This window comes from Glutamicibacter sp. HZAU (assembly GCF_004100365.1).
Classification (GTDB): Bacteria; Actinomycetota; Actinomycetes; order Actinomycetales; family Micrococcaceae; genus Glutamicibacter; species Glutamicibacter nicotianae.
Genome location: NZ_SCKZ01000004.1, coordinates 190,924 through 210,124 on the forward strand (window position 1 = coordinate 190,924; position 19,201 = coordinate 210,124).

Annotated in this window: 19 protein-coding genes and 1 other RNA gene; 8 read left to right on the forward strand and 12 right to left on the reverse strand. The window is 62.1% G+C overall.

What is annotated here, in order from left to right:
• Window positions 1–20: 20 nt before the first annotated feature.
• From EKH49_RS07620 to rnpB, 4 genes are all read right to left on the reverse strand, one after another.
• Complete coding sequence (locus EKH49_RS07620) at window positions 21–935, reverse strand: winged helix DNA-binding domain-containing protein (RefSeq protein ID WP_128470347.1); 915 nt, start codon at window positions 933–935, stop codon at window positions 21–23.
• Between the two features lie 275 nt (window positions 936–1,210).
• Window positions 1,211–1,837 carry a hypothetical protein gene (locus tag EKH49_RS07625; protein ID WP_128470348.1) on the reverse strand — a complete coding sequence of 209 codons (627 nt, stop codon included), beginning with the start codon at window positions 1,835–1,837 and terminating at the stop codon, window positions 1,211–1,213.
• Window positions 1,838–2,068: 231 nt separating this feature from the next.
• The gene (locus EKH49_RS07630; protein WP_128470349.1) at window positions 2,069–3,526 is read right to left on the reverse strand and encodes a glyceraldehyde-3-phosphate dehydrogenase; all 1,458 of its coding nucleotides are present in this window, start codon (window positions 3,524–3,526) and stop codon (window positions 2,069–2,071) included.
• A gap of 234 nt (window positions 3,527–3,760) precedes the next feature.
• Window positions 3,761–4,116, reverse strand: an RNA gene (gene rnpB / locus EKH49_RS07635) — RNase P RNA component class A.
• 133 nt (window positions 4,117–4,249) lie between these two features.
• Here rnpB and EKH49_RS07640 point away from each other — a divergent pair.
• Window positions 4,250–5,038 (forward strand): YaaA family protein, encoded by a 789-nt coding sequence (locus EKH49_RS07640; protein ID WP_128470477.1) that lies wholly within the window; start codon window positions 4,250–4,252, stop codon window positions 5,036–5,038.
• 61 nt (window positions 5,039–5,099) lie between these two features.
• On the opposite strand, the gene EKH49_RS07645 is transcribed toward EKH49_RS07640, so the two are convergent.
• Both EKH49_RS07645 and EKH49_RS07650 read right to left on the reverse strand, forming a co-directional pair.
• Window positions 5,100–5,486, reverse strand: a complete 387-nt coding sequence (locus EKH49_RS07645; RefSeq protein WP_128470350.1) for a VOC family protein — start codon at window positions 5,484–5,486, stop codon at window positions 5,100–5,102.
• Window positions 5,487–5,498: 12 nt separating this feature from the next.
• Window positions 5,499–6,452: a Nif3-like dinuclear metal center hexameric protein gene (locus EKH49_RS07650; protein WP_128470351.1), complete on the reverse strand. Its 954-nt coding sequence runs from the start codon at window positions 6,450–6,452 to the stop codon at window positions 5,499–5,501.
• A gap of 132 nt (window positions 6,453–6,584) precedes the next feature.
• Between EKH49_RS07650 and msrA the strand changes: the two genes are divergently transcribed.
• The 3 genes from msrA (at window position 6,585) to epsC (ending at window position 8,903) form a co-directional block, all read left to right on the forward strand.
• Window positions 6,585–7,112 (forward strand): peptide-methionine (S)-S-oxide reductase MsrA, encoded by a 528-nt coding sequence (gene msrA, locus EKH49_RS07655; RefSeq protein WP_128470478.1) that lies wholly within the window; start codon window positions 6,585–6,587, stop codon window positions 7,110–7,112.
• 128 nt (window positions 7,113–7,240) lie between these two features.
• A complete protein-coding gene (gene cysK, locus EKH49_RS07660; protein WP_038990964.1) occupies window positions 7,241–8,176 on the forward strand; it encodes a cysteine synthase A in 936 nt (311 codons plus the stop codon).
• Between the two features lie 142 nt (window positions 8,177–8,318).
• Window positions 8,319–8,903 carry a serine O-acetyltransferase EpsC gene (gene epsC / locus EKH49_RS07665; protein WP_038990962.1) on the forward strand — a complete coding sequence of 195 codons (585 nt, stop codon included), beginning with the start codon at window positions 8,319–8,321 and terminating at the stop codon, window positions 8,901–8,903.
• A 176-nt stretch (window positions 8,904–9,079) separates the two neighbouring features.
• Here the strand turns inward: epsC and EKH49_RS07670 are convergent, their stop codons facing one another.
• Window positions 9,080–10,360, reverse strand: coding sequence for a dicarboxylate/amino acid:cation symporter (locus EKH49_RS07670; protein WP_128470352.1), 1,281 nt, complete (start codon window positions 10,358–10,360; stop codon window positions 9,080–9,082).
• A gap of 296 nt (window positions 10,361–10,656) precedes the next feature.
• Window positions 10,657–11,211 (reverse strand): hypothetical protein, encoded by a 555-nt coding sequence (locus EKH49_RS07675; protein WP_128470353.1) that lies wholly within the window; start codon window positions 11,209–11,211, stop codon window positions 10,657–10,659.
• Window positions 11,212–11,342: 131 nt separating this feature from the next.
• Here EKH49_RS07675 and EKH49_RS07680 point away from each other — a divergent pair, with 131 nt between their 5' ends.
• Both EKH49_RS07680 and EKH49_RS07685 read left to right on the forward strand, forming a co-directional pair.
• Window positions 11,343–13,604, forward strand: coding sequence for an ATP-binding cassette domain-containing protein (locus EKH49_RS07680; protein ID WP_128470354.1), 2,262 nt, complete (start codon window positions 11,343–11,345; stop codon window positions 13,602–13,604).
• Window positions 13,605–13,606: 2 nt separating this feature from the next.
• Window positions 13,607–14,107, forward strand: a complete 501-nt coding sequence (locus EKH49_RS07685; protein WP_128470355.1) for a GNAT family N-acetyltransferase — start codon at window positions 13,607–13,609, stop codon at window positions 14,105–14,107.
• Here EKH49_RS07685 and EKH49_RS07690 read toward each other — a convergent pair whose 3' ends face one another.
• Genes EKH49_RS07690 through EKH49_RS07700 form a run of 3 tightly spaced genes read right to left on the reverse strand, consistent with a single transcriptional unit; the run spans window position 14,108 to window position 16,148 of the window.
• The gene (locus tag EKH49_RS07690) at window positions 14,108–14,641 is read right to left on the reverse strand and encodes a hypothetical protein (RefSeq protein ID WP_128470356.1); all 534 of its coding nucleotides are present in this window, start codon (window positions 14,639–14,641) and stop codon (window positions 14,108–14,110) included.
• Window positions 14,642–14,693: 52 nt separating this feature from the next.
• On the reverse strand, window positions 14,694–15,704 hold the full coding sequence (locus tag EKH49_RS07695) for an NADP-dependent oxidoreductase (RefSeq protein ID WP_128470357.1): 1,011 nt from the start codon (window positions 15,702–15,704) through the stop codon (window positions 14,694–14,696).
• 51 nt (window positions 15,705–15,755) lie between these two features.
• Complete coding sequence (locus EKH49_RS07700) at window positions 15,756–16,148, reverse strand: DUF1304 domain-containing protein (RefSeq protein WP_128470358.1); 393 nt, start codon at window positions 16,146–16,148, stop codon at window positions 15,756–15,758.
• 92 nt (window positions 16,149–16,240) lie between these two features.
• Between EKH49_RS07700 and EKH49_RS07705 the strand changes: the two genes are divergently transcribed.
• Together EKH49_RS07705 and EKH49_RS07710 are read left to right on the forward strand one after the other, a co-directional pair.
• A complete protein-coding gene (locus tag EKH49_RS07705) occupies window positions 16,241–16,819 on the forward strand; it encodes a TetR/AcrR family transcriptional regulator (RefSeq protein ID WP_128470359.1) in 579 nt (192 codons plus the stop codon).
• A gap of 96 nt (window positions 16,820–16,915) precedes the next feature.
• Window positions 16,916–17,371, forward strand: coding sequence for a hypothetical protein (locus EKH49_RS07710; protein ID WP_236641075.1), 456 nt, complete (start codon window positions 16,916–16,918; stop codon window positions 17,369–17,371).
• Window positions 17,372–17,604: 233 nt separating this feature from the next.
• On the opposite strand, the gene gndA is transcribed toward EKH49_RS07710, so the two are convergent.
• Window positions 17,605–19,044 carry an NADP-dependent phosphogluconate dehydrogenase gene (gene gndA, locus EKH49_RS07715; protein ID WP_128470360.1) on the reverse strand — a complete coding sequence of 480 codons (1,440 nt, stop codon included), beginning with the start codon at window positions 19,042–19,044 and terminating at the stop codon, window positions 17,605–17,607.
• Window positions 19,045–19,201: the final 157 nt, after the last annotated feature.

Below are 19,201 nucleotides of genomic sequence, written 5' to 3' on the forward strand. Positions count from 1 at the left end.
CCCTCCTGGCAGGCGGCCGCCTACCGGGCGGTCTTGAAGTCCAGATACCGCTGATGCAGCGCCGTACCGAGTTGATCGGTCGGCGCTGCTTCTGCATTCCAGAGCCTTGCCGCCCTGCCTTGTTCAAGCCAGAAGGGCAGGAACATGCCATTCTTGCCGGGCAGGATCTGCTGGGCCATCTGCTCATCGGCTGCCAGCGCCCGATCCGCATAGCCCAGGTAGTACTCGTCAAAGGGACCCAGCAGGTGCAGCGGCAACCGGGTGGACTGCGGCGTTTCAAGCTCGCGGTGGGCCAGGCTTCCGGCAATGACCCAATAGTTTTCTCCTCGCTCATCGTTGCCTGCGCTGACCAGCACGTCACCAAGGGCTTGGGCAGCAGTTCTCATGGCAGTAAGCGTCTGCCCCGCGTACCAGGCTGCGTCGCGGATGGTGGCTGGCCCATGGGAGCTGAGATAGCGGCGCAATATTTCCGCCAGCGGATCCGCTGGTTCCCGGTGCCGTGCGATCCATTGATCGACGAGCACGAAGTCCTGGGCGGTGAGCTTTGCACCATCAGGGGTGGGCCCCAGGCAGATCAAACCGTCCAGGGCGAGGATCTGCAGCAGGTGCAAGCCGCGTTGCTTGTCCGTCTCGATTCCGTGCCGGTTCAGCACGTTGAAGAGCTCGGTTCGGCTGGCCTGTTTAGCCTCCTGCAAATGCGAGTTGATGACGCCGGCAGCCTGGTCAATGACCTGCGCGTCGATCTGCAGTCCGCGCAGGCGTGCGGCTGCTGAGCGCAGGGTGCGTTCACGGCTTGAGCGTGCCAGCCACCGGAGATCCTCGGCGACGCAGATGTGCAGCGTGCCCCGCATGATCCACGACCGGACCAGCTGGCCGCCGGTGAACAGCGCGTCGACCCGCTGGCGTGATTCTTGGGCTGTCGAGCGCTGGGCCAGCCCGTAGCGTCCTGCAGCGAAGTCCTGGGACTAGAAGGCGAGCATGTGCTTGGCGGCCTGCAGCGTGGATTCTGCCGGTTCCAGCAGAAGCTGGCTGGCCATGCGTACTGCCAGTACCCTGGTCCTGTCCATCGGTCCACCTCGATCCAATCCCCGATGGCGTAGAGCCTAGCAGTCCGGCGCAGCGGATGCGCCTCCGGATCCGCAGCCGCCATGCCTCGCCTTGATGTGCAGATGGTCGTTGACGTAAGACTGCCGCAGCAACGGGCGACGCCTCACTTCAGCGGGGCGCGAATCCATTCGGCGAGCGCCTGCCTGAGCAGGGAGCAGTTGGCGGCGGTGTCGAAGGAGGTTACCAGACGTGAATCGCCTAGCCGGTGCATGCAGTACCCGGCCCACGGCACCACGATGAGATCCGTCAACCCGCGCTCCCAGGCGGCGACCAGCACCGGCCGGACCTCCGTGCTGCGCAGCACCGGTTCTGGATTCAATCCCAACCACGGATCGAACATCTGTTCCCATTGCTCGAACGCGATGAGGTCGATCCCCTCGTCGCCGTACTGCTGGGTCCAGAAATCATTGCCGGTGGCTGAACCGGTTGCCGCGGTAGTTGCCGCCAGCCCGGGGATGCGGTGGGCACCCTGCGCCTTTCCCGCCCACGCGTTCGACCAGGTCTGGATCCACCGTTGCTCCCACAGGTCCCGGTCGGCTTCGTCCGGCAGGGCCGAGGATCCCTTCTCGGGAACCGGGCTGAGCTGGGGCAGCGAGAGATCTTCGGCTAGACCCCAGCCCTGCCGGATGAACAACAGCATCCGGATTGGCTGCGCGTCATCATCCATGGACAGCGACATGTCCGCGGGCCTCCCGCCGTGGTTCAGTGCCGGATTCGTTGATCGCATCATGCCCCGAGCCTTGCACAGGGCACTTCCTCTGGCAACGGGTTCTGTGTGCATGAAACAGGATAGCGACCCCCGGGAATACTGGACCCCCGTCCGGTCCTGCCCACGACGCGGAAAAGTGTGCATCAGGAAAACCCGGCAAGACCGTTCCTATCGCAGGCCCAGAACTCAAGAAGGGACCATCCCAGCGCGCAATGCGTTGGGATGGCCCCTTCAGCTGAAACCCTTGAGGTCCTAGGCGGTGACGGCTTCTGCCTTCAGTGCAGGCACTGCAGCTGGGTGGGTGCCGGCCATGGTTTCGATGACGCGGACTACCTGGCAGGAGTAGCCGAATTCGTTGTCGTACCAAACGTAGACGACAGCGTTCTTGCCGGACACGATGGTGGCCAGGCCGTCAACGATGCCAGCGCGGCGCGAGCCGACGAAGTCGGTGGAAACAACCTCAGGCGAATCGATGTAGTCGATCTGCTTGTGCAGGTTCGAGGTCAGCGAGGTCTCGCGCAGGTAGGCGTTCAGCTCTTCCTTGGTGGTCTCGTTCTCAAGGTTGAGGTTCAAGATCGCCATGGAGACATCCGGGGTAGGAACGCGGATGGCGTTGCCGGTCAGCTTGCCTTCGAACTCCGGCAGGGCCTTGGCAACAGCCTTGGCGGCACCGGTTTCGGTGATCACCATGTTCAGCGCTGCCGAGCGGCCGCGGCGCTCGCCCTTGTGGAAGTTGTCGATCAGGTTCTGGTCGTTGGTGAACGAATGAACGGTTTCCACGTGCCCGTGGGTAACGCCGAACTTCTCGTTCAGTGCCTTCAGCACAGGGGTGATGGCGTTGGTGGTGCACGATGCAGCGGTGACAATCTTGTCTTCTGCGGTGATCCACGAATCGTTGATGCCGTGGACGATGTTCTTCAGGTCGCCCTTGCCCGGTGCGGTCAGCAGGACACGGGAAACGCCCTTGGCCTGCAAGTGCTGGGACAGGCCGGCCTCGTCGCGCCAGCGGCCGGTGTTGTCAACGACGATGGCGTTGTCGATGCCGTACTCGGTGTAGTCAACGGTGGTCGGGTCATTCGAGTAGATGACCTTGATCAAGGTGCCGTTGGCGAGGATGGTGTTGTTTTCCTCGTCAACGGTGATCGAGCCGTCGAAGCGGCCGTGCACCGAGTCGCGGCGCAGCAGGGAGGCGCGCTTGACCAAGTCGTTCTCCGCGCCCTTGCGGACTACGATGGCACGCAGGCGCAGGCCGTAGCCGCCGCGTTCGATGAGGATGCGGGCCAGCAGGCGGCCGATGCGGCCGAAGCCGTACAGCACGACATCCTGCGGTTCTGCGTCGGTTGCGCCAGCCTGGCCAACCTTCTCGCCCAATTCATCAGCCAGGAAGGCGTTCAGATCAGCGGAACCGGACTCCTTGAACTTCTTGTTCAAACGGCCGAGATCAACGGAGACCGAGCCGACATTCAGGGACTCGATGGCATCGAGGATCGCCTTGGTGTCGTTCAGGTCGAGCTCTTCGCCATCGATGCGGCGCACGACGCGGTGGGCCTTGATGATGTCGATGGCGGACTGGTTGATCAGCTTGCGGCCGTAGACGGAGGTCACCACATTGTTCTTGCGGTACAGACGTCCGATCAGTGGAATCATGGCCTCGGCGAGCTCTTCGCGCCCGCTCCATTCTTGCTGGGCAACGACAGACTGCTGGGTCACAGAAAATCCTTCCAATTCAGCCGACTCGCAGATCCATGAAGTCGGTTGGCACCGTGGGAAGCACCATTGCTTTTGCGGTGGCACGAGGTAACAGGATCATCCTCGTAAGTACATGATCCATTCTAGACCGTGCGCTGAAAAAGCGCGGATCGGGAACTGTGAATCATCTCACGAGCGGGCAAGGGCCGGGCCGTGTGATCAGGAATGAAGGGCTGGATGCAGCGAAGGAATTAATGAATGGGATGGCCGATACGCCGGGTTTTGTCGCGCCGAAGCGGGACGGTCATCTATCTACGACTGCCGTTGCCGGCAGCCTCTAGCGGTCCACCCGACTGCATGGGGCGAACAGCCCTCATAACGCAGTCTGTCTGACCTTGCTCCGAGTGGGGTTTACCTAGCCACCCCAATCGCTTGGGGTGCTGGTGGTCTCTTACACCACCGTTTCACCCTTACCAGGAAAACCTGGCGGTCTATTTTCTGTGGCACTAGCCTGCGGGTTACCCCGAGTGGGCGTTACCCACCACCCTGTTCTGTGGAGCCCGGACGTTCCTCGGGACAATTGCTTGCCACGCGACCGTCTGGCCATCCCATTCACTACCAGTCTAATCGGTTCAGGACAGCCTTCGGACCACTTTCGAACACTGGATCGCTCACAGCCGGAGTCGCCACGGCGGGGACATGGCCGTCGCAGAGCAGCAGGTGGACTCCGATAAGCTGGAGAGCGTGCTTATTTTGTTGCCGCCTTCCGAAGGCAAGACCGCCCACGTCGAAGGAGCTCCCTTCGAAATCGAAGAACTCTCTTTCCCGGAGCTCTCTGCCGAACGCCGCCTCATGCTCGACGCCCTGGCAGAAGTATCAGCAAGGGAAGATGCCATGGACCTGCTGGGCGTCGGAGCTTCGCTGGCCAATGAGGTAGCTCGGAATATCAACCTGCACACCGAGCCGGCCGCCAAGGCGCACGACATCTACTCGGGGGTGCTCTTCGAAGCCCTGGACTACGCGAGCCTGGATGAAGCCGCGCGGCGGCGTGCCGACGAATCCGTCATCGTGATCTCCGCGCTGTGGGGGGCCGTGCGATTTGGCGATCGCATTCCGCCCTACCGCTTGTCCATGTCGGTCAAGCTCGAGCCGCTGGGCAAGCTGGCCACCTGGTGGAAGAAGCGGCTGGCCCCGGTACTCGATGAGGCGGCCGGCAGCCAGCTGATCGTTGACGCCCGGTCGAGCACCTACGCAGCCGCCTACAAGCCAGCCAATGGCAACACCGTTGCGGTCAACGTGTTCCAGATGCGCAACGGAACGCCGAAAGTGGTCTCGCACTTCGCCAAGCACACCCGCGGTGAAGTCGCCCGCTTCCTGGTCGAGCAGCCGGTCGAACCGAAGAACCCTGGAGAATTGCTCGACCTGGTCCAGACCAAGTGGGAAGCGTCCCTGGTGGAAGACAAGAAGGGCCTGGCTTTGAACATCCTGCTGCCAGAAGACCACCAGTTCACCACCGTGAAGCAGGCCGCCTGAGCGCGTTGCGACAGCGAATGATGCCGTGCAGGCCGGGCAATTCCGCTAGGCCTGCATGGCATCATCGCTGCGCTGCAACCAGTTCGACTTCGAATCCGGAAGCATCCTCCAAATAGGCCGCATAGTGCTGCGCTCCCCCGGCGTATGGGTGCAGTTGCGCGAACATGAGGCTGAAACCGCGCTCCAGCGCTTCGGCGGCCAACGTGTCGACGGCCTGCCTGGTGCCGGCTTGGAAGGCCAAATGGTTCAGCCCTGGAGCCAGCCGGTCATGCCGCTGCTTCTTCGCATCCGGACCTGATTCCAGGACGATATAGAAATCGCCGCAGGAATAACTGATGCCGTTGGCCCATTGCGAATTGGCCGTGTAGCCCAGACGGGTCAGCAGCCAGCCCAGCGATGCTGTGCTGGCTGCCAAATCCTCCACCCAGATCTCTACGTGGTGCAGCATGCCAAACTCCGGCTATGGAGTCAGGACAAAGTCCCAAGGATCGGAATTCACCTGGGATACCTCGATTTCCACCGCATGTCCCAGATCGTTCAGCACATTGCCCAAGGCGCGGGCACCGGCCGAGAGCCAGACCCATTCCGAAGCGAAGTGGGAAACGTCGATCAGGTAAGGGAAGCCGCCATTGGCAGCTTCGCGCGCTTCGCTTGCCGGGTGATGGCGCAGGTCGGCGGTTACGTACACATCGGCCTGGTGCGAGCGCACCGCATCGAACAGGGAATCGCCGGCGCCGCCGCACAGGGCAACCTTCCGGATGATTCCGTTGCGGTCTCCGGCGACACGCACTCCGCCGGCTACGGCCGGCAGTACGGTGTAGACGCGTTCCGCGAAATCTTCGAGCTTCATCGGCTTCTCCAAGAAGCCCACCCGTCCCAGGCCTTCCTCGGGCAGCCCGTCCTTGGACTCCACCAACGGCACGCAGTCCTTGAGCCCGAAGGCATCGGCCAGCGCGTCGTTGACGCCCCCGATGGCACTGTCGGCATTGGTGTGCGCGGTCAGCAATGCGGTACCGGATTCAATCAGGCGGTGAATGGCCTCGCCCTTGAATGTCGTGCCGGCAACCTGGGTGACTCCGCGCAACAGCAGCGGGTGGTGAGTGATCAGCAGATCGGCCCCACGCTCGATTGCGTCCTCGATCACCTCCAGCGTTGGATCAACAGCCATCACGATCTTGGAAATCTGCTGGCCGGTTCGCCCGGTGACCAGCCCAACGGCATCCCAATCTTCGGCCAATGACTTTGGCCAAAGCTCCTCGGCGGCTTCAAGGACGTTACCCAGGGTGGTCTGCGCAGCCGAGGAGTCTTCCACTGGCTGCTCTGGCTTTTCTTCGGTAACGGGCTTGAGCGTCGAGGCCTCCGGGGAAACGTTGCTCTTCCCCAGGTCTTGCGAGTTATTTGCCTTGCTCTGCATACCAACCAGACTACGCCGTGCCAATGAGGATGGAACAGAATGCAACGCCGCAACGTTGTGAACTGTGTGAGTATTCTCAGCCTTCAGTCACCTCATCAATTCACCCCGACCCTGGATGTCCAGGACACCAAGTTGAGCACCTTCGTGCTAGCTGGCGGTTGCTTCTGGTGCTTGGATGCCGTGTACCAGCGCACGCGTGGCGTCTACGCGGTAATTTCCGGATATATCGGCGGCCACACCAAGGATCCGAACTACCGCGAAGTCTGCAGCGGCACCACCGGGCATGCCGAAGGTGTCGCGGTGATCTTCGATCCGCAAGTGGTTCCGGCCGACGTCATCCTGGACATGTTCTTCACCGTGCACGACCCGACCACGCTGAACCGCCAGGGCTACGATGTTGGAACCCAGTACCGCTCGGCGATGTTCCCGCTCGACGATGCACAGCGCGAACTTTTCGAGGCCGCCATCGACAAGTTCTCGCGTGTATACCCCAATCCGATCGTCACCACGCTGGAAGAGTCGAAAGATTTCTATCCTGCCGAGCAAATTCACCAGGATTATTACTCCGAAAACCAAGAAGTCGGATATTGCCGGGTGATTATCGATCCAAAGCTCGCAAAAGTCAGGAAATATTACGCTCAATGGCTAAACGAAACCTAGTCGCGCTTTAGGCCTATTAGGGTTAGTTGTGAACCCGATGGGTGTCCGGCGGTTACGCCAGATTCCAGCAGTTATTTCGCCGCAACTATCTGCGGCTGCATAAAGTACACGTAAGGATTGCATACAAGATGGGCAAGATCTACAACAACGTCACCGAAGTCGTCGGCAACACTCCGCTGGTGAACCTGAATCGCGTCGGCGAGGGCCTGCCAGGCAACATTGCCGTGAAGCTGGAATTCTACAACCCGGCCAACTCCGTCAAGGACCGCATCGGCGTGGCCATCGTTGATGCAGCCGAGGCATCGGGCGCGTTGAAGCCAGGTGGCACCATTGTCGAGGGCACGTCCGGCAACACCGGCATCGCGCTGGCCATGGTTGGCGCGGCTCGCGGCTACAAGGTCGTGTTGACCATGCCTGAGACCATGTCCACCGAACGCCGAGTCATGCTGCGCGCTTTCGGTGCCGAGATCGTGCTAACTCCGGGCGCCGATGGCATGCGCGGCGCCGTGGAGAAGGCCAAGGAGATCGTTGCGACCTCCGATAACGCCATCTGGGCGCAGCAGTTCGCCAACACCGCGAACCCGCAGGTGCACGCAGACACTACCGGTCCGGAAATCTGGGCCGATACCGAAGGCAAGGTCGATATCCTGGTTGCCGGCATCGGTACCGGTGGAACGATCACCGGCGCAGGCCGCTACCTGAAGGAAAAGAATCCGAACCTGAAGATCGTGGCAGTGGAGCCGAAGGATTCCCCAATCCTCAATGGCGGAAAGCCGGGCCCACACAAGATCCAGGGCTTGGGCGCGAACTTCATCCCAGAGGTGCTCGATACCGAACTGTACGACGAAGTCCTGGATGCCAGCATCGAGGATTCGGTGTCGACCGCCCGCGCGTTGGGCGTCAAGGAAGGCATCCTCGGTGGCATCTCCGCTGGTGCAGCCGTATGGGGCGCAGTTCAGGTCGCCGCACGCGAGGAAAATGCAGGCAAGCAGATCGTTGCGATCATCCCCGACTTCGGTGAGCGCTACATCTCCACGCTGCTCTTCGATGACATCCGCGGCTAAGCAGGTTTGCAGAAGCAGAATAAATCGGCGTGAGCCACCGTTGGGTCTATTGAGAGACCTTTATCGGTGCAGCTCGCGCCGATTTGCTGTGTGACATCTGCGGATTGTCCCGCAGCGAACCGCAACCACTAAGGTAGTATTCATGAGTTTTATCTCCCGCCTGCGTGAGGATTTGGCTAACGCACGCCAGCACGATCCGGCAGCGCGAAGCGATCCCGAAAACTTCTTCGTGTATTCCGGGCTGCACGCCATCTGGATGCACCGGCTGGCCCACAAGATGTGGCAGAACCCGGCACTGAAATGGCCAGCCCGTTTGCTCTCCCAGGCGAACCGCGCACTGACCGGCATCGAGATCCATCCCGGCGCGACCATCGGCCGCCGCTTCTTCATCGACCACGGCATGGGCATCGTCATTGGCGAGACGGCCGAAATCGGCGACGACGTGATGCTGTACCACGGGGTGACCCTCGGCGGCCGGTCGCTGGCCAAGGTCAAGCGCCACCCGACCATCGGGGACCGCGTGGTCATCGGCGCAGGGGCCAAGGTCCTGGGGCCGATCGTGATCGGTGCCGACTCGGCAATCGGCGCGAACGCCGTTGTCGTCAAGGATGCCCCGGCAGGATCGATCGTCACCGGAATCCCTGCGCAGAACCGTCCGCGCCGGCCTGAAGAGCACAAGCCAGCGGTGGACCCGGCCGAGTACATCGACCCGGCCATGTGGATCTAGGACTTCTGCTTCCGTTACGGCAGCGCAAACCCGCCCAGCGTCCGAACCGTCCAGGTTCGGCCGCTGGGCGGGTTTCTTCTTGGTCCGGCTTGGTCGCCGGCAGAACAAAGCATCGATGCCCGGTACCTGCGAGTCTGGTACCGGGCATCGATGCTCATGCTTGTGCGGCAAGCGGGTTAGGCCAGCTTGTGGTCTTCCGATTCGGTGCCATCTGCCAGTTCAACGATTTCGTCCTCGGGATCCTGCGGCTGGGTGCCGAGCTTGCCTCGGGTCAGCTTGTGCATGATCATGGCCAGCGCTCCGTCACCGGTCACGTTGGTTGCGGTGCCGAAGCTATCCAGTGCAATGTAGGCCGCGAACATCAGGCCGACCTCGACCTCGCCGAAGCCCAGCATCTGGGAGAGCAGGCCAGCAGCGGCCGCAATAGCGCCGCCAGGCACGCCTGGGGCGGCGATCATCATGACGCCCAGCATCAGAATGAACGGGAGGTAGGCGCCGAAGGACACTTCGCCGCCGGTCAGCAAGAGCACGGCGATGGAGAAGCAGGTGATCTTGACCATCGAGCCGGACAAATGGATCGTGGCGCACAGCGGGATCACGAAGCCAGCCACGGCGTCGGCCACGCCATTCTTCTTGGCCGATTCCAGCGTCACCGGAATAGTTGCGGCAGACGACGAGGTGCCCAATGCGGTGAAGTACGCATTGCGCATGCCCCACAGGGCAGCCAGCGGGTTGCGCTTGTTCATCGCGCCAGCGATCGTGTACTGCGCCAGCAGGACCACCAGGGTGAGCACGAAGGAAATCACTGCAACGAAGAGGAACTTCTGGACCACGACGACGGCGTCACCGGCGGCGGACAGGTCCAGGAAGATGCCGAAGATGAACAGCGGCAGCGCCGGAACAATCACGCGGCGGATGACCATTTCGATAATGCTGCGGAATTCCACGGCACCACGGAAGAGCACGGTGGAACGGAAGGCAGTGAGCCCCAGGCCCAGCATGAACGCCAGCACCAGTGCGGTCATCACACCCATCAGCGGAGTCAGCACGATTTCAGTTGCGGAATCTCCCGCCTCGCCAACCAGAGACAAGTACGGCTCGAAACCGGATCCTTCGCCTGCACCAACTTCTTCGACGCCGCCGCCGGACAGCGACTTGGTGAACAGCCAGCGGCTGACGAAGTAGGCAAGCAGGCCTGCGGCCAAGGTCGAGGAGTACGCAATGACTGCGGTGATGCCCAACCACTTGCCGGCACCCTTGCCAAGCTCAGCGATAGCCGGTGCGACCAAGCCGAAGATGATCAAAGGCACGATGAAGCCAAGGAATCCGGAGAAGATCGAGTTGTAGGTCAGGAATACGCTTCCCAACCAGACCGGCATCACCGGGCCAAGCAGGATACCCAGCACGATGGCAACGAGCACCCAGCCAAGCAGTGGGATAGATTTCAGCAGCTTCATGAAAGTCCTTATAAACGGTTAGGGATCGGAGCGCCCTGCGCGACGGCCACAGGTGTGTCGTGGCGCACGCCTCAATCATGATAGACGTAATTTCCATTACACCGAAATCCTGTGATTGGCTTAAGTGTTACGGAAATTCGCGCTTCTGCCGAATAATTCCCGCCTGAAATCGGAAGGGCTCCCATTGAATTCGATTACGGGGGTATCGACCGTTCCCCAGATGAATATTCGGCGATTCAGCCGCTGAGGGCGTCTGGCCACAATTAAGCGGCATGGTGCTGGTGTGACGTTGTGGACTACTCGAAGCTTGCTTCAACCACGCCTTGTTCATGGCCCTGCCCGACAACCTGGTTTTGCACCCGTAGGTTCAGCACGGTCCCGTCATCGGCATTTTCATAGCTCACGAACACCGACCCTGCTCCGGCGTCACTGCTGGTTTGCGACCAATTTGGTCCACCTGCCGCCGAATACTCGGTCAGGGACGCGACCACTTGGGCGGTGGCCAGCTGTTTCATTTGGGCTTCGTTCCCATTGCCCCAGGCAACGACCAGCGCGTCAGCATACTCGGTGGCGTTTGACGGCAGCTTGCCCAGCTCCTGCCCCCCGATCGTTTCCGTTTGCTCCGATTCCTCATCGGCCGGCGTGCTTGAAGCTTCAGGCTCTGTCGGCTCGGACGAGGTCGCGGTTGGGGATGCGGTTGCGGAGAAAGTTTTCGTCGGGCTGGCTCCAGGATCCGTGGACGCTTCGCTTGGTGCGCCACCGGAGGTGCTGCCGCACCCGGCGAGCGCGAGGCAGCCGGCCAGTGCTGCCGCCGAGCTGAGCTTGAGTAGTTTCCGAGGTGCATCCGGCATGGCATTCTCCGCTCTCGACGAGGAATCGACAATTCCCTTGTAATTCGATCCTCCACCGGAGGGGGCAGCAATTGCAAGCAGGCAAGCCCGGGCGAGGTGCTGGTGTGCTCATTTGTCAGTAGGCTTGGGACATGAGCCAGCACCCTGCCGATAGCCATGACACGATCCGAGTACGCCAAGCACGGGAAAACAACCTGCGGGGCGTCGACGTCGATATTCCCAAACGCCGCATCACCGCCTTTACCGGCGTATCGGGATCAGGCAAGTCCTCGCTGGTGTTCGGCACGATTGCCGCCGAGTCCCAGCGGCTGATCAACGAAACGTACACGACCTTCATCCAGAGCTTCATGCCGTCGATGCCCCGGCCTGATGTGGAGGTGCTGGAGAATCTGTCTACGGCCATCGTGGTCGACCAGGAACGCATGGGCGCGAATTCGCGTTCTACGGTGGGCACGGCTACCGATGCCTATTCGCTATTGCGCGTGCTGTATTCGCGGTACTCCACCCCGAGCGCCGGCGGCGCGGGCGCGTACTCGTTTAATCTCGGCCAGGGCGCGTGCCCGGTATGCGAGGGTTTCGGCACCGAGGCGAGCATCGACCTTGATGAACTGCTGGATTGGGACAAGACGCTGAACGAGGGAGCCATCAAGGCGCCCAACTTCGCCCCGGGCGCCTGGCTCTGGCAGACGCTGACCGCCGGCACGCAGCCCGACCTGGACGTGAAGCTCAGGGACATGCCCAAGGCCATGCTGGACCGCATGCTCTATGAGGAAGCGGGCAAGGTCAAGCTCAACGGCGCAAACATGAGCTACTCCGGGTTGATCACGCGCATCAAGAGCAATTACATCCATTCGGGCAGGGAAATCAAGCAAGCCCATATCCGCGAGTGGATCGATCGGATCTCCACGACCGCCCCATGCTCCGCCTGCGACGGTTCCCGGCTCGGGCCGGCGGCCCGCGAGTCGAAGATCAATTCCCTGGGGATCGCGGACATGACCGCAATGCAGGTATCCGAGCTGCTCGACGCACTGGATCAGATCCAGATACAGGATGCGTCGCCGCTGATCACCAATTTGAAGGCCGTGCTCGAATCCATGGTGGATCTGGGACTGGGATACCTTTCGCTGGACCGCCCGGCTGGCACCCTCTCCGGCGGCGAAGCCCAGCGCGTGAAGATGATCCGGCATCTTGGATCAGCGCTCAGCGATGTCACCTACGTCTTCGACGAGCCCACCGTGGGGTTGCATCCCCATGACATCCAGCGGATGAACGGGTTGCTGGCCGGCCTGCGCGACAAGGGCAATACCGTGCTGGTGGTGGAGCACAAGCCAGAGGTCATCGGCATTGCCGACCACGTCATCGACCTGGGTCCGGGCGCCGGCACCCACGGCGGCACCATTTGCTACAGCGGGGCCGTCGATGGCTTGCTCGCCAGCGATACGCTCACCGGGAAGCATTTCACGACTCGTGCCGCCCTCAATATCACCTCGCGCAAGGCCACTGGTGCGATGGAAGTTCGTGGCGCCTCCCTGCACAACCTGAAGAATCTTTCCGTGGATATTCCCACCGGCGTGATGTGCGCGATCACCGGCGTTGCGGGTTCGGGCAAGTCCACGCTGATCCACTCGACGATCGCCAAGCGCGAAGATGTTGCCGTGGTGGACCAAACGGCGATCCGCGGATCGCGGCGTTCGAACCCGGCCACCTATACCGGGATCATGGATCCGATCCGTGCGGCCTTCGCGAAGGCCAACGACGTGAAGCCTGCCCTGTTCAGCGCCAATTCGGCCGGCGCCTGCCCTGCTTGCAGCGGCGTCGGGTTCACCTACACGGATTTGGCGTCCATGGCCGGAGTCGCCCTGCCGTGCGAACAGTGCCGCGGCAAGCGGTATACAGCGCAAGTGCTGGAATACACCTTGGACGGCTTGAACATCGCCGACGTCCTGGACTTGAGCATGGAAGAAGCCTTGGAGCAGCTGAAGGTGCCCAAGGCCAAGGCCATGCTGGAACGGCTGAACCAGGTGGGCCTGGGCTACCTGAAACTGGGCCAGCGGCTGAATACGCTCTCCGGCGGCGAACGGCAGCGCATCAAGCTGGCCATCAACCTGGGCCAGGGCGCCGGCACCTACATCCTGGATGAGCCAACCACCGGGTTGCATATTGCCGATGTGCAGAACCTGCTGCGGCTGCTCGACGAGATGGTCGACGAAGGCAATACCGTCATTGTCATCGAGCATCACCTGGCAGTCGTCGCGCACAGCGACTGGGTCATCGACCTGGGCCCCGGGGCAGGCCACGAAGGCGGAAGCATCGTCTTCGAAGGGACCCCTGCGGATCTTGCCGCCTCGGGCACGCTGACCGGCGAACACCTCGCCGCCTACGTCAGGGGATAGGCGTGGCGCAGAAACTCAGGAAACCTCTGCCGGCTGACGCGCCCGAGTTGGCCCGGCTGCATGTCGAGTGCTGGAAGGAAACCTACACGCATCTGCTGCCTGACGGGTTCTTCGGCTCCGCGCATGATGAGCAGCGCCTGGCCATGTGGACCAGGGTGCTGGATGACCCGAATCCGCTGTTCCGGATCTGCGTCGCGGAGAACGAGGACAGGAAGCTTGTCGGCTTCGCCTTCGCGGCTCCGCCCACGGGAAATACCGAAGGCCTGCGCGAAGACGTGGCTCGGCAGCTGTACAACCTGTATGTGCGGCGGGCCTGCCATGGGGATGGCACCGGGCAGGCGCTGCTGGATGCAGTGCTGGGTGACGAGCCGGCTGTGCTCTGGGTGGCTGCCCAGAATCCGCGGGCCATCAGGTTCTATGAACGCAACGGCTTCGACTTCGACGGAGCCACCGAGGTTGACCCGGCCGCCCCGGAAATCACCGACGCGAGGATGCTGCGGTAGCTAGCCGCCGGCAAGAATCTTCAGGATGTCCGGGGCCGTTGGGGTGCCCAGTTTCGCATCGATCTTCAATACCAACTGCGCTTGGCGACGCAGCGAGTCGAATTCGGCATGCGAATCGGCGTCCTTCCGAATTCCTGTGGAGTCTCGCGCACGGAATTTATCCAGTGCCAGCTGCTTTACCGCATCACGGATCAGGGCCAAGTCCTCGGGCTGCACCGTCCAGCTATCCTTGTGCTCGCGCATCCAGGATCTGCGCTGCGCGTCGTCCAGGCCTTCGGGCGGCTGGCCTGCGCCCTGCAGATGCTCGAGCATCGACGTGCCGACGTTCTGCTCGGCGATGTCCTGGGACAAGCACCGGTCAATGGCGTATTGGACGCGAAGCCACCATTGACCGGCGGTATCCACTTTCGAGCGCAGCCGCAGCGTTCGCATGGCCAGGACTACGCCTGCGCCCGCGATGAGTACTGTTAGCAGCGGGACGAGCGCGAGCACGATTCCCAGCCCAGTGCCCCAGCCGCCACCATATCCGTTCATGCTCCGATCCTAGATTGGGCTTCGGACCGGAGCAATCACCAGGTGGCCGAGGCTAGATGCGCACCAGCATCTTTCCGGTGTTTGCGCCGCGCATCATGCCCAGGAAGGCGTCCACGGTATTCTCGATGCCGTCAACAATTGTCTCGTCGTAGGCGATCTTGCCTTCGGAGAACCACTGGCCCATGCGCTCGCCGAATTCCGGGGCGAGATCAAGGTAGCTGGAGAGGGTGAATCCCTGCAGTTTCAGTCCGCGGGTGATCAGGTTGGACATGTTCTGCGGTCCCGGTGCCGGCTCGGAGCTGTTGTAGCTGGCGATGGCGCCGCACAGGGCTGCGCGTCCGCCATCGTTGAAAGCTGCCAGGGCGGCTTCGAGGTGATCCCCGCCCACGTTGTCGAAGAAGACATCGATGCCTTCCGGTGCTGCTGCCGCCAGCTGGCCGTGCACGTCGCCATCCTTGTAGTTGAAGGCTGCATCGTAGCCGTACTTGCTGGTCAGCAATTCAACCTTCTCGGCACTGCCGGCCGAACCGATGACGCGCTTGGCTCCCATGAGCTTGGCGATCTGCCCGGCAGCAGTGCCCACTGCACCTGCGGCGCCGGAGACGAAGACGGTCTCCCCCTCGGCAAGATTCGCGATCGCGCTCAGCCCCACATAGGCGGTCAGACCCGTCATGCCCAGGATGTGCAGGCGCAGCGATGACGATACCCCTGGCAGATCAGGCGCCGGCTTGAAGCTGGACGAACCGGCTTGCACGGTATCCGACCAGCCCAGCTGGTGCTGGACCAGGGTGCCTGCCGAGAAGGCCGCGTCAGCGGTCTCGATGACCCGGCCGATCGCTCCGCCGAGGATCTGCTCGCCGATCTGGAATGGAGGGATGTAGGAGCGGGTGTCGTTCATGCGTCCGCGCATGTAAGGGTCCACCGAAATGAACTCGTTGCGCACCCGGATTTCCCCGGTTTCCAGCTCCGGCAGCTCAACGGTCTGCACGCTGAAGTTCTCATGGGTCGGCCAGCCGGAGGGGCGGGAGGCGAGCAGGATCTGCGTGCTGGTTGCTTTGGTCATGGTTACCAGTTCTTTCAAGTCTCGGTTGCGTGTGGAATTCTTCGTGTCGTACTAGTTGCCCAGCACGAGGCCAAGGGTCAGCAGGACGATGGCCAGAAATGGCAAAATCCCTTGCTTGATGGCGAGCTTCGCTTTGCCGGGGCTGCCCAGTGCCAGGACCAGCGCGGCGGCCAGCATCGAGCCGGTTCCGGCGAAGACCAAGGTAGCGCCCACTGCCATGTGTCCCAGGCCCGAGGCGATCACGCCTGCAATTGAGGCTACGGCCAGGAAGAGGTTGTAGAACCCCTGGTTGAAGGCCATCTCCCGCGTCGCTTCGGCTTCGGCCTCGCTGGTCTTGAACACCGAACGGGTCTTCGCGGTGGTCCACGTCAGGGACTCCATCGAGAAGATGTAGATGTGCAGCAGGGCAGCTGCGGTTGCGAGGATCTGCGCGGCGATGATCATGATGCGTCCTTGGTGTGCGGGGAACAACTATTCTGTAACGACCATTTCAATATATACTGGAATGGTCGTTACGAAAAGAGGAGATGGGTGTGATGGCGCGAACATCCGCATTCGATAAGGAAAAAGTCATCCAGAGTGCCCGATCGGTCTTCTGGTCACGGGGCTTCGAGGCCACGTCCATTCCCGAGCTTGAAAACGCTACCGGCCTGAGCCGCTCCAGCATCTACAACTCGTTCGGCTCCAAGCGCGGCCTCTTCGACGCAGCGGTGGACAGCTACCTCAATGAGATCGTGCGCCCGCGATTGCGTCGACTGCTCCAGGATCCCGTACCGGCCCACGCGCTGGAAGACTACCTGCGCGGACTTGCCGCCGCCTTCGCGAAACCCGAATCCCTGCCGGCAGCCCATGGCTGCCTGCTGATCAACACCGCCAGCGCACCGATTGCCGCCGAAAACGACGTCGCTGCCATCATTTCCGCCTACCGCGAAGAACTCGATGGCGCCGTGGGCCGCGGATTGAAGGCAGTTCGCCCTGAGCTCTCCTCCGAACGCCATGCCCTGCTCAGCGATACCATTACCGGGCTCGTGGTGGCGGCGTTCGCCCTGGTGCGCATCTCCCCCGGCGAAGCAGTCCGCTTGCTGCAGTGCGCGGAGAACCTGCTGGAGGACTAGCAGCACATCTTCCTAGACGGTGCCGCTGCGCGAAGACGGGTTTACCATGGAATCCCGGCAACGGGCTCGGGACTTCCTTGCGCGGAGCGATGACCGATGGACCAGGTTCGAGAACAAATTGCCGCCAGCTACCGGCGTGATGCCGCTGCCTTGGCTGGCTTATTGTCTGGCGCCGATCGCAGCTCGTTGGCCAAGCACAGCGAAGGCACCCGCTGGAGCAACGAGCAGCTGCTCTTCCATATGGTCTTCGACTACATGGTGGTTCGCGCGCTCATCCCGCTGGTGCACCTGCTGATCAAATGCCCGCCGTGGATCCGTTCGGCCTTCTGCGCGGTGCTCAATCCGCGCGGCGCCCAATTCCGGCACGCGGCTGTTCCACCCGGTGAATTACCTCGGATCCTGCGCGGCGGCTACGGTCTACAACCATCGCCGTATGCGCACACGGCTGGAGCGGACCCAAGCAGCGATCCTGGCCAAGCTGGCAACAGAAGACATCGCGGACCTGCAGCGCTGCGTCGACTTCCCGCGCCGGTGGGATCCGTTTTTCCATGAGCGTATGAGCTTGGCCGACGTCTATGCCTACCCCAGCTTGCACTTCGCTTTCCATGCCAGACAGCTGTCGCTGCCTTGAAACCGAACCGGTACGCGACGGACAAGTGCCCGCACTACGTCGCGATCAGCGTCTGCGCGGAATACATTCGGCTGATCCATGATCATTCGAGCGCAAAAAATGGCCTGCCCGAACTCCAGCGAGTTCGGGCGGGCCATTGGAGGAAATCCCGGTATTAGTGGGTATCCTCGGCTGCGATTTCGGTACGGTCACCGCTCCACTGCGTGTGGAAGGTGCCTTCCTTATCGGTGCGGCGGTAGGTATGCGCGCCGAAGTAGTCGCGCAGGCCCTGGGTCAGGGCTGCTGGCAGGCGGTCGCGGCGCAAGCCATCGTAGTAGGCCAGCGACGAGGAGAACACCGGCGCAGGGATGCCCAGCTGGACAGCAACGGAAACCACGCGGCGCCATGCTGGAACTGCCTTGTTGATGGCTTCGGCGAATGCCGGAGCGAACAGCAGGTTCGAAGGCTTCTCGCCGGCCGAGTAGGCAGCGGTGATGTCCTTGAGCAGCGCCGCACGGATAATGCAGCCCTCGCGCCACAGGCCGGCGATCTCATCGAGCTTCAGCTCCCAGTTGTATTCGCCGGCAGCCGAGGTGAGCATGTCGATGCCCTGGGCGTAGGAAACCAGCTTCGAGGCGAACAGCGCCTGGCGCACATCCTCGACGAAGTTCTCCGGCAGTGCGACCTCGGCGGTTTCGCCGGTCAGCACCTGCTGGCCCACAGCGCGGATATCGCGCTGCGAGGACAGCGAGCGGGCGAAGACCGATTCGGCAATGGCCGAAACTGGCGAGCCCATGTCCAGGCCGGACTGCACGGTCCAGCGGCCGGTGCCCTTCTGCCCTGCGGAGTCCTGGATGACATCGACCAGCGGCTTGCCGGTGGAAGCATCGACGTGGCCCAATACTTCGGCGGTGATCTCGGTCAGGAAGCTGGACAGCTCGCCCTGGTTCCACTCGTTGAAGATCTCTGCCTGCTTGGCCGGCTCGATGCCTGCGGCGTTGCGCATCAGGTCGTAGGCTTCGCCGATGACCTGCATGTCGGCGTATTCGATGCCGTTGTGGACCATCTTCACGAAGTGGCCGGCACCGTCGGTGGAGATCCAGGCGCAGCACGGTGCGCCGTCGTCGGCCTTCGCGGAGATCTTCTCCAGCATCGGGCCCAGCGACTTGTAGGATTCGGCGGAACCGCCTGGCATGATCGATGGGCCCAGCAGCGCGCCCTCCTCGCCGCCGGAAACGCCGATGCCCACGAAGTGCAGGCCTTTCTCGGCCAGGGAGGCTTCGCGGCGGCGGGTGTCGGTATAGTGCGAGTTGCCCGCGTCGATGACCACGTCGCCCTCTTCAAGCAGCGGCACCAGCTGGTCGATGACCGAGTCCACCGGAGAGCCGGCCTTGACCATGATCAGCACGCGGCGCGGGGTTTCGAGGTTTGCGACCAGTTCTTCCAGGCTTTCGGTGCGAATGAAATCGCCTTCATCGCCATGCGCTTCGAGCAGCGCGTCGGTCTTGCCGACCGAGCGGTTGTGCAGGGCGACGGTGTATCCGTTGCGAGCGAAGTTGCGGGCCAGGTTTGCGCCCATGACGGCCAGACCTGTGACACCAATCTGTGCAGGCATAAAAATAAGTCTCCATCGATTACGGGGAGTTGAACCGCCAAGCAGAGACCGGATGAGTCACGATCCCTGTTCACGGCCACGTGACCATTCCATCCTACAAGGGCGGGGGCCGTGATTTACAGCGGATCGCAAAAGTTAAAGCATATATATTTCGGCG

Bases quoted from the DNA above. Each gene is read 5' to 3' on its own strand.
- EKH49_RS07625 (WP_128470348.1), bottom strand. From the start codon at position 1,837: ATGATGCGATCAACGAATCCGGCACTGAACCACGGCGGGAGGCCCGCG.
- EKH49_RS07645 (WP_128470350.1), bottom strand. From the start codon at position 5,486: ATGCTGCACCACGTAGAGATCTGGGTGGAGGATTTGGCAGCCAGCACA.
- EKH49_RS07650 (WP_128470351.1), bottom strand. From the start codon at position 6,452: ATGCAGAGCAAGGCAAATAACTCGCAAGACCTGGGGAAGAGCAACGTT.
- cysK (WP_038990964.1), top strand. From the start codon at position 7,241: ATGGGCAAGATCTACAACAACGTCACCGAAGTCGTCGGCAACACTCCG.
- epsC (WP_038990962.1), top strand. From the start codon at position 8,319: ATGAGTTTTATCTCCCGCCTGCGTGAGGATTTGGCTAACGCACGCCAG.
- EKH49_RS07670 (WP_128470352.1), bottom strand. From the start codon at position 10,360: ATGAAGCTGCTGAAATCTATCCCACTGCTTGGCTGGGTGCTCGTTGCC.
- EKH49_RS07675 (WP_128470353.1), bottom strand. From the start codon at position 11,211: ATGCCGGATGCACCTCGGAAACTACTCAAGCTCAGCTCGGCGGCAGCA.
- EKH49_RS07680 (WP_128470354.1), top strand. From the start codon at position 11,343: ATGAGCCAGCACCCTGCCGATAGCCATGACACGATCCGAGTACGCCAA.
- EKH49_RS07690 (WP_128470356.1), bottom strand. From the start codon at position 14,641: ATGAACGGATATGGTGGCGGCTGGGGCACTGGGCTGGGAATCGTGCTC.
- EKH49_RS07695 (WP_128470357.1), bottom strand. From the start codon at position 15,704: ATGACCAAAGCAACCAGCACGCAGATCCTGCTCGCCTCCCGCCCCTCC.
- EKH49_RS07700 (WP_128470358.1), bottom strand. From the start codon at position 16,148: ATGATCATCGCCGCGCAGATCCTCGCAACCGCAGCTGCCCTGCTGCAC.
- EKH49_RS07705 (WP_128470359.1), top strand. From the start codon at position 16,241: ATGGCGCGAACATCCGCATTCGATAAGGAAAAAGTCATCCAGAGTGCC.
- EKH49_RS07710 (WP_236641075.1), top strand. From the start codon at position 16,916: ATGGACCAGGTTCGAGAACAAATTGCCGCCAGCTACCGGCGTGATGCC.
- gndA (WP_128470360.1), bottom strand. From the start codon at position 19,044: ATGCCTGCACAGATTGGTGTCACAGGTCTGGCCGTCATGGGCGCAAAC.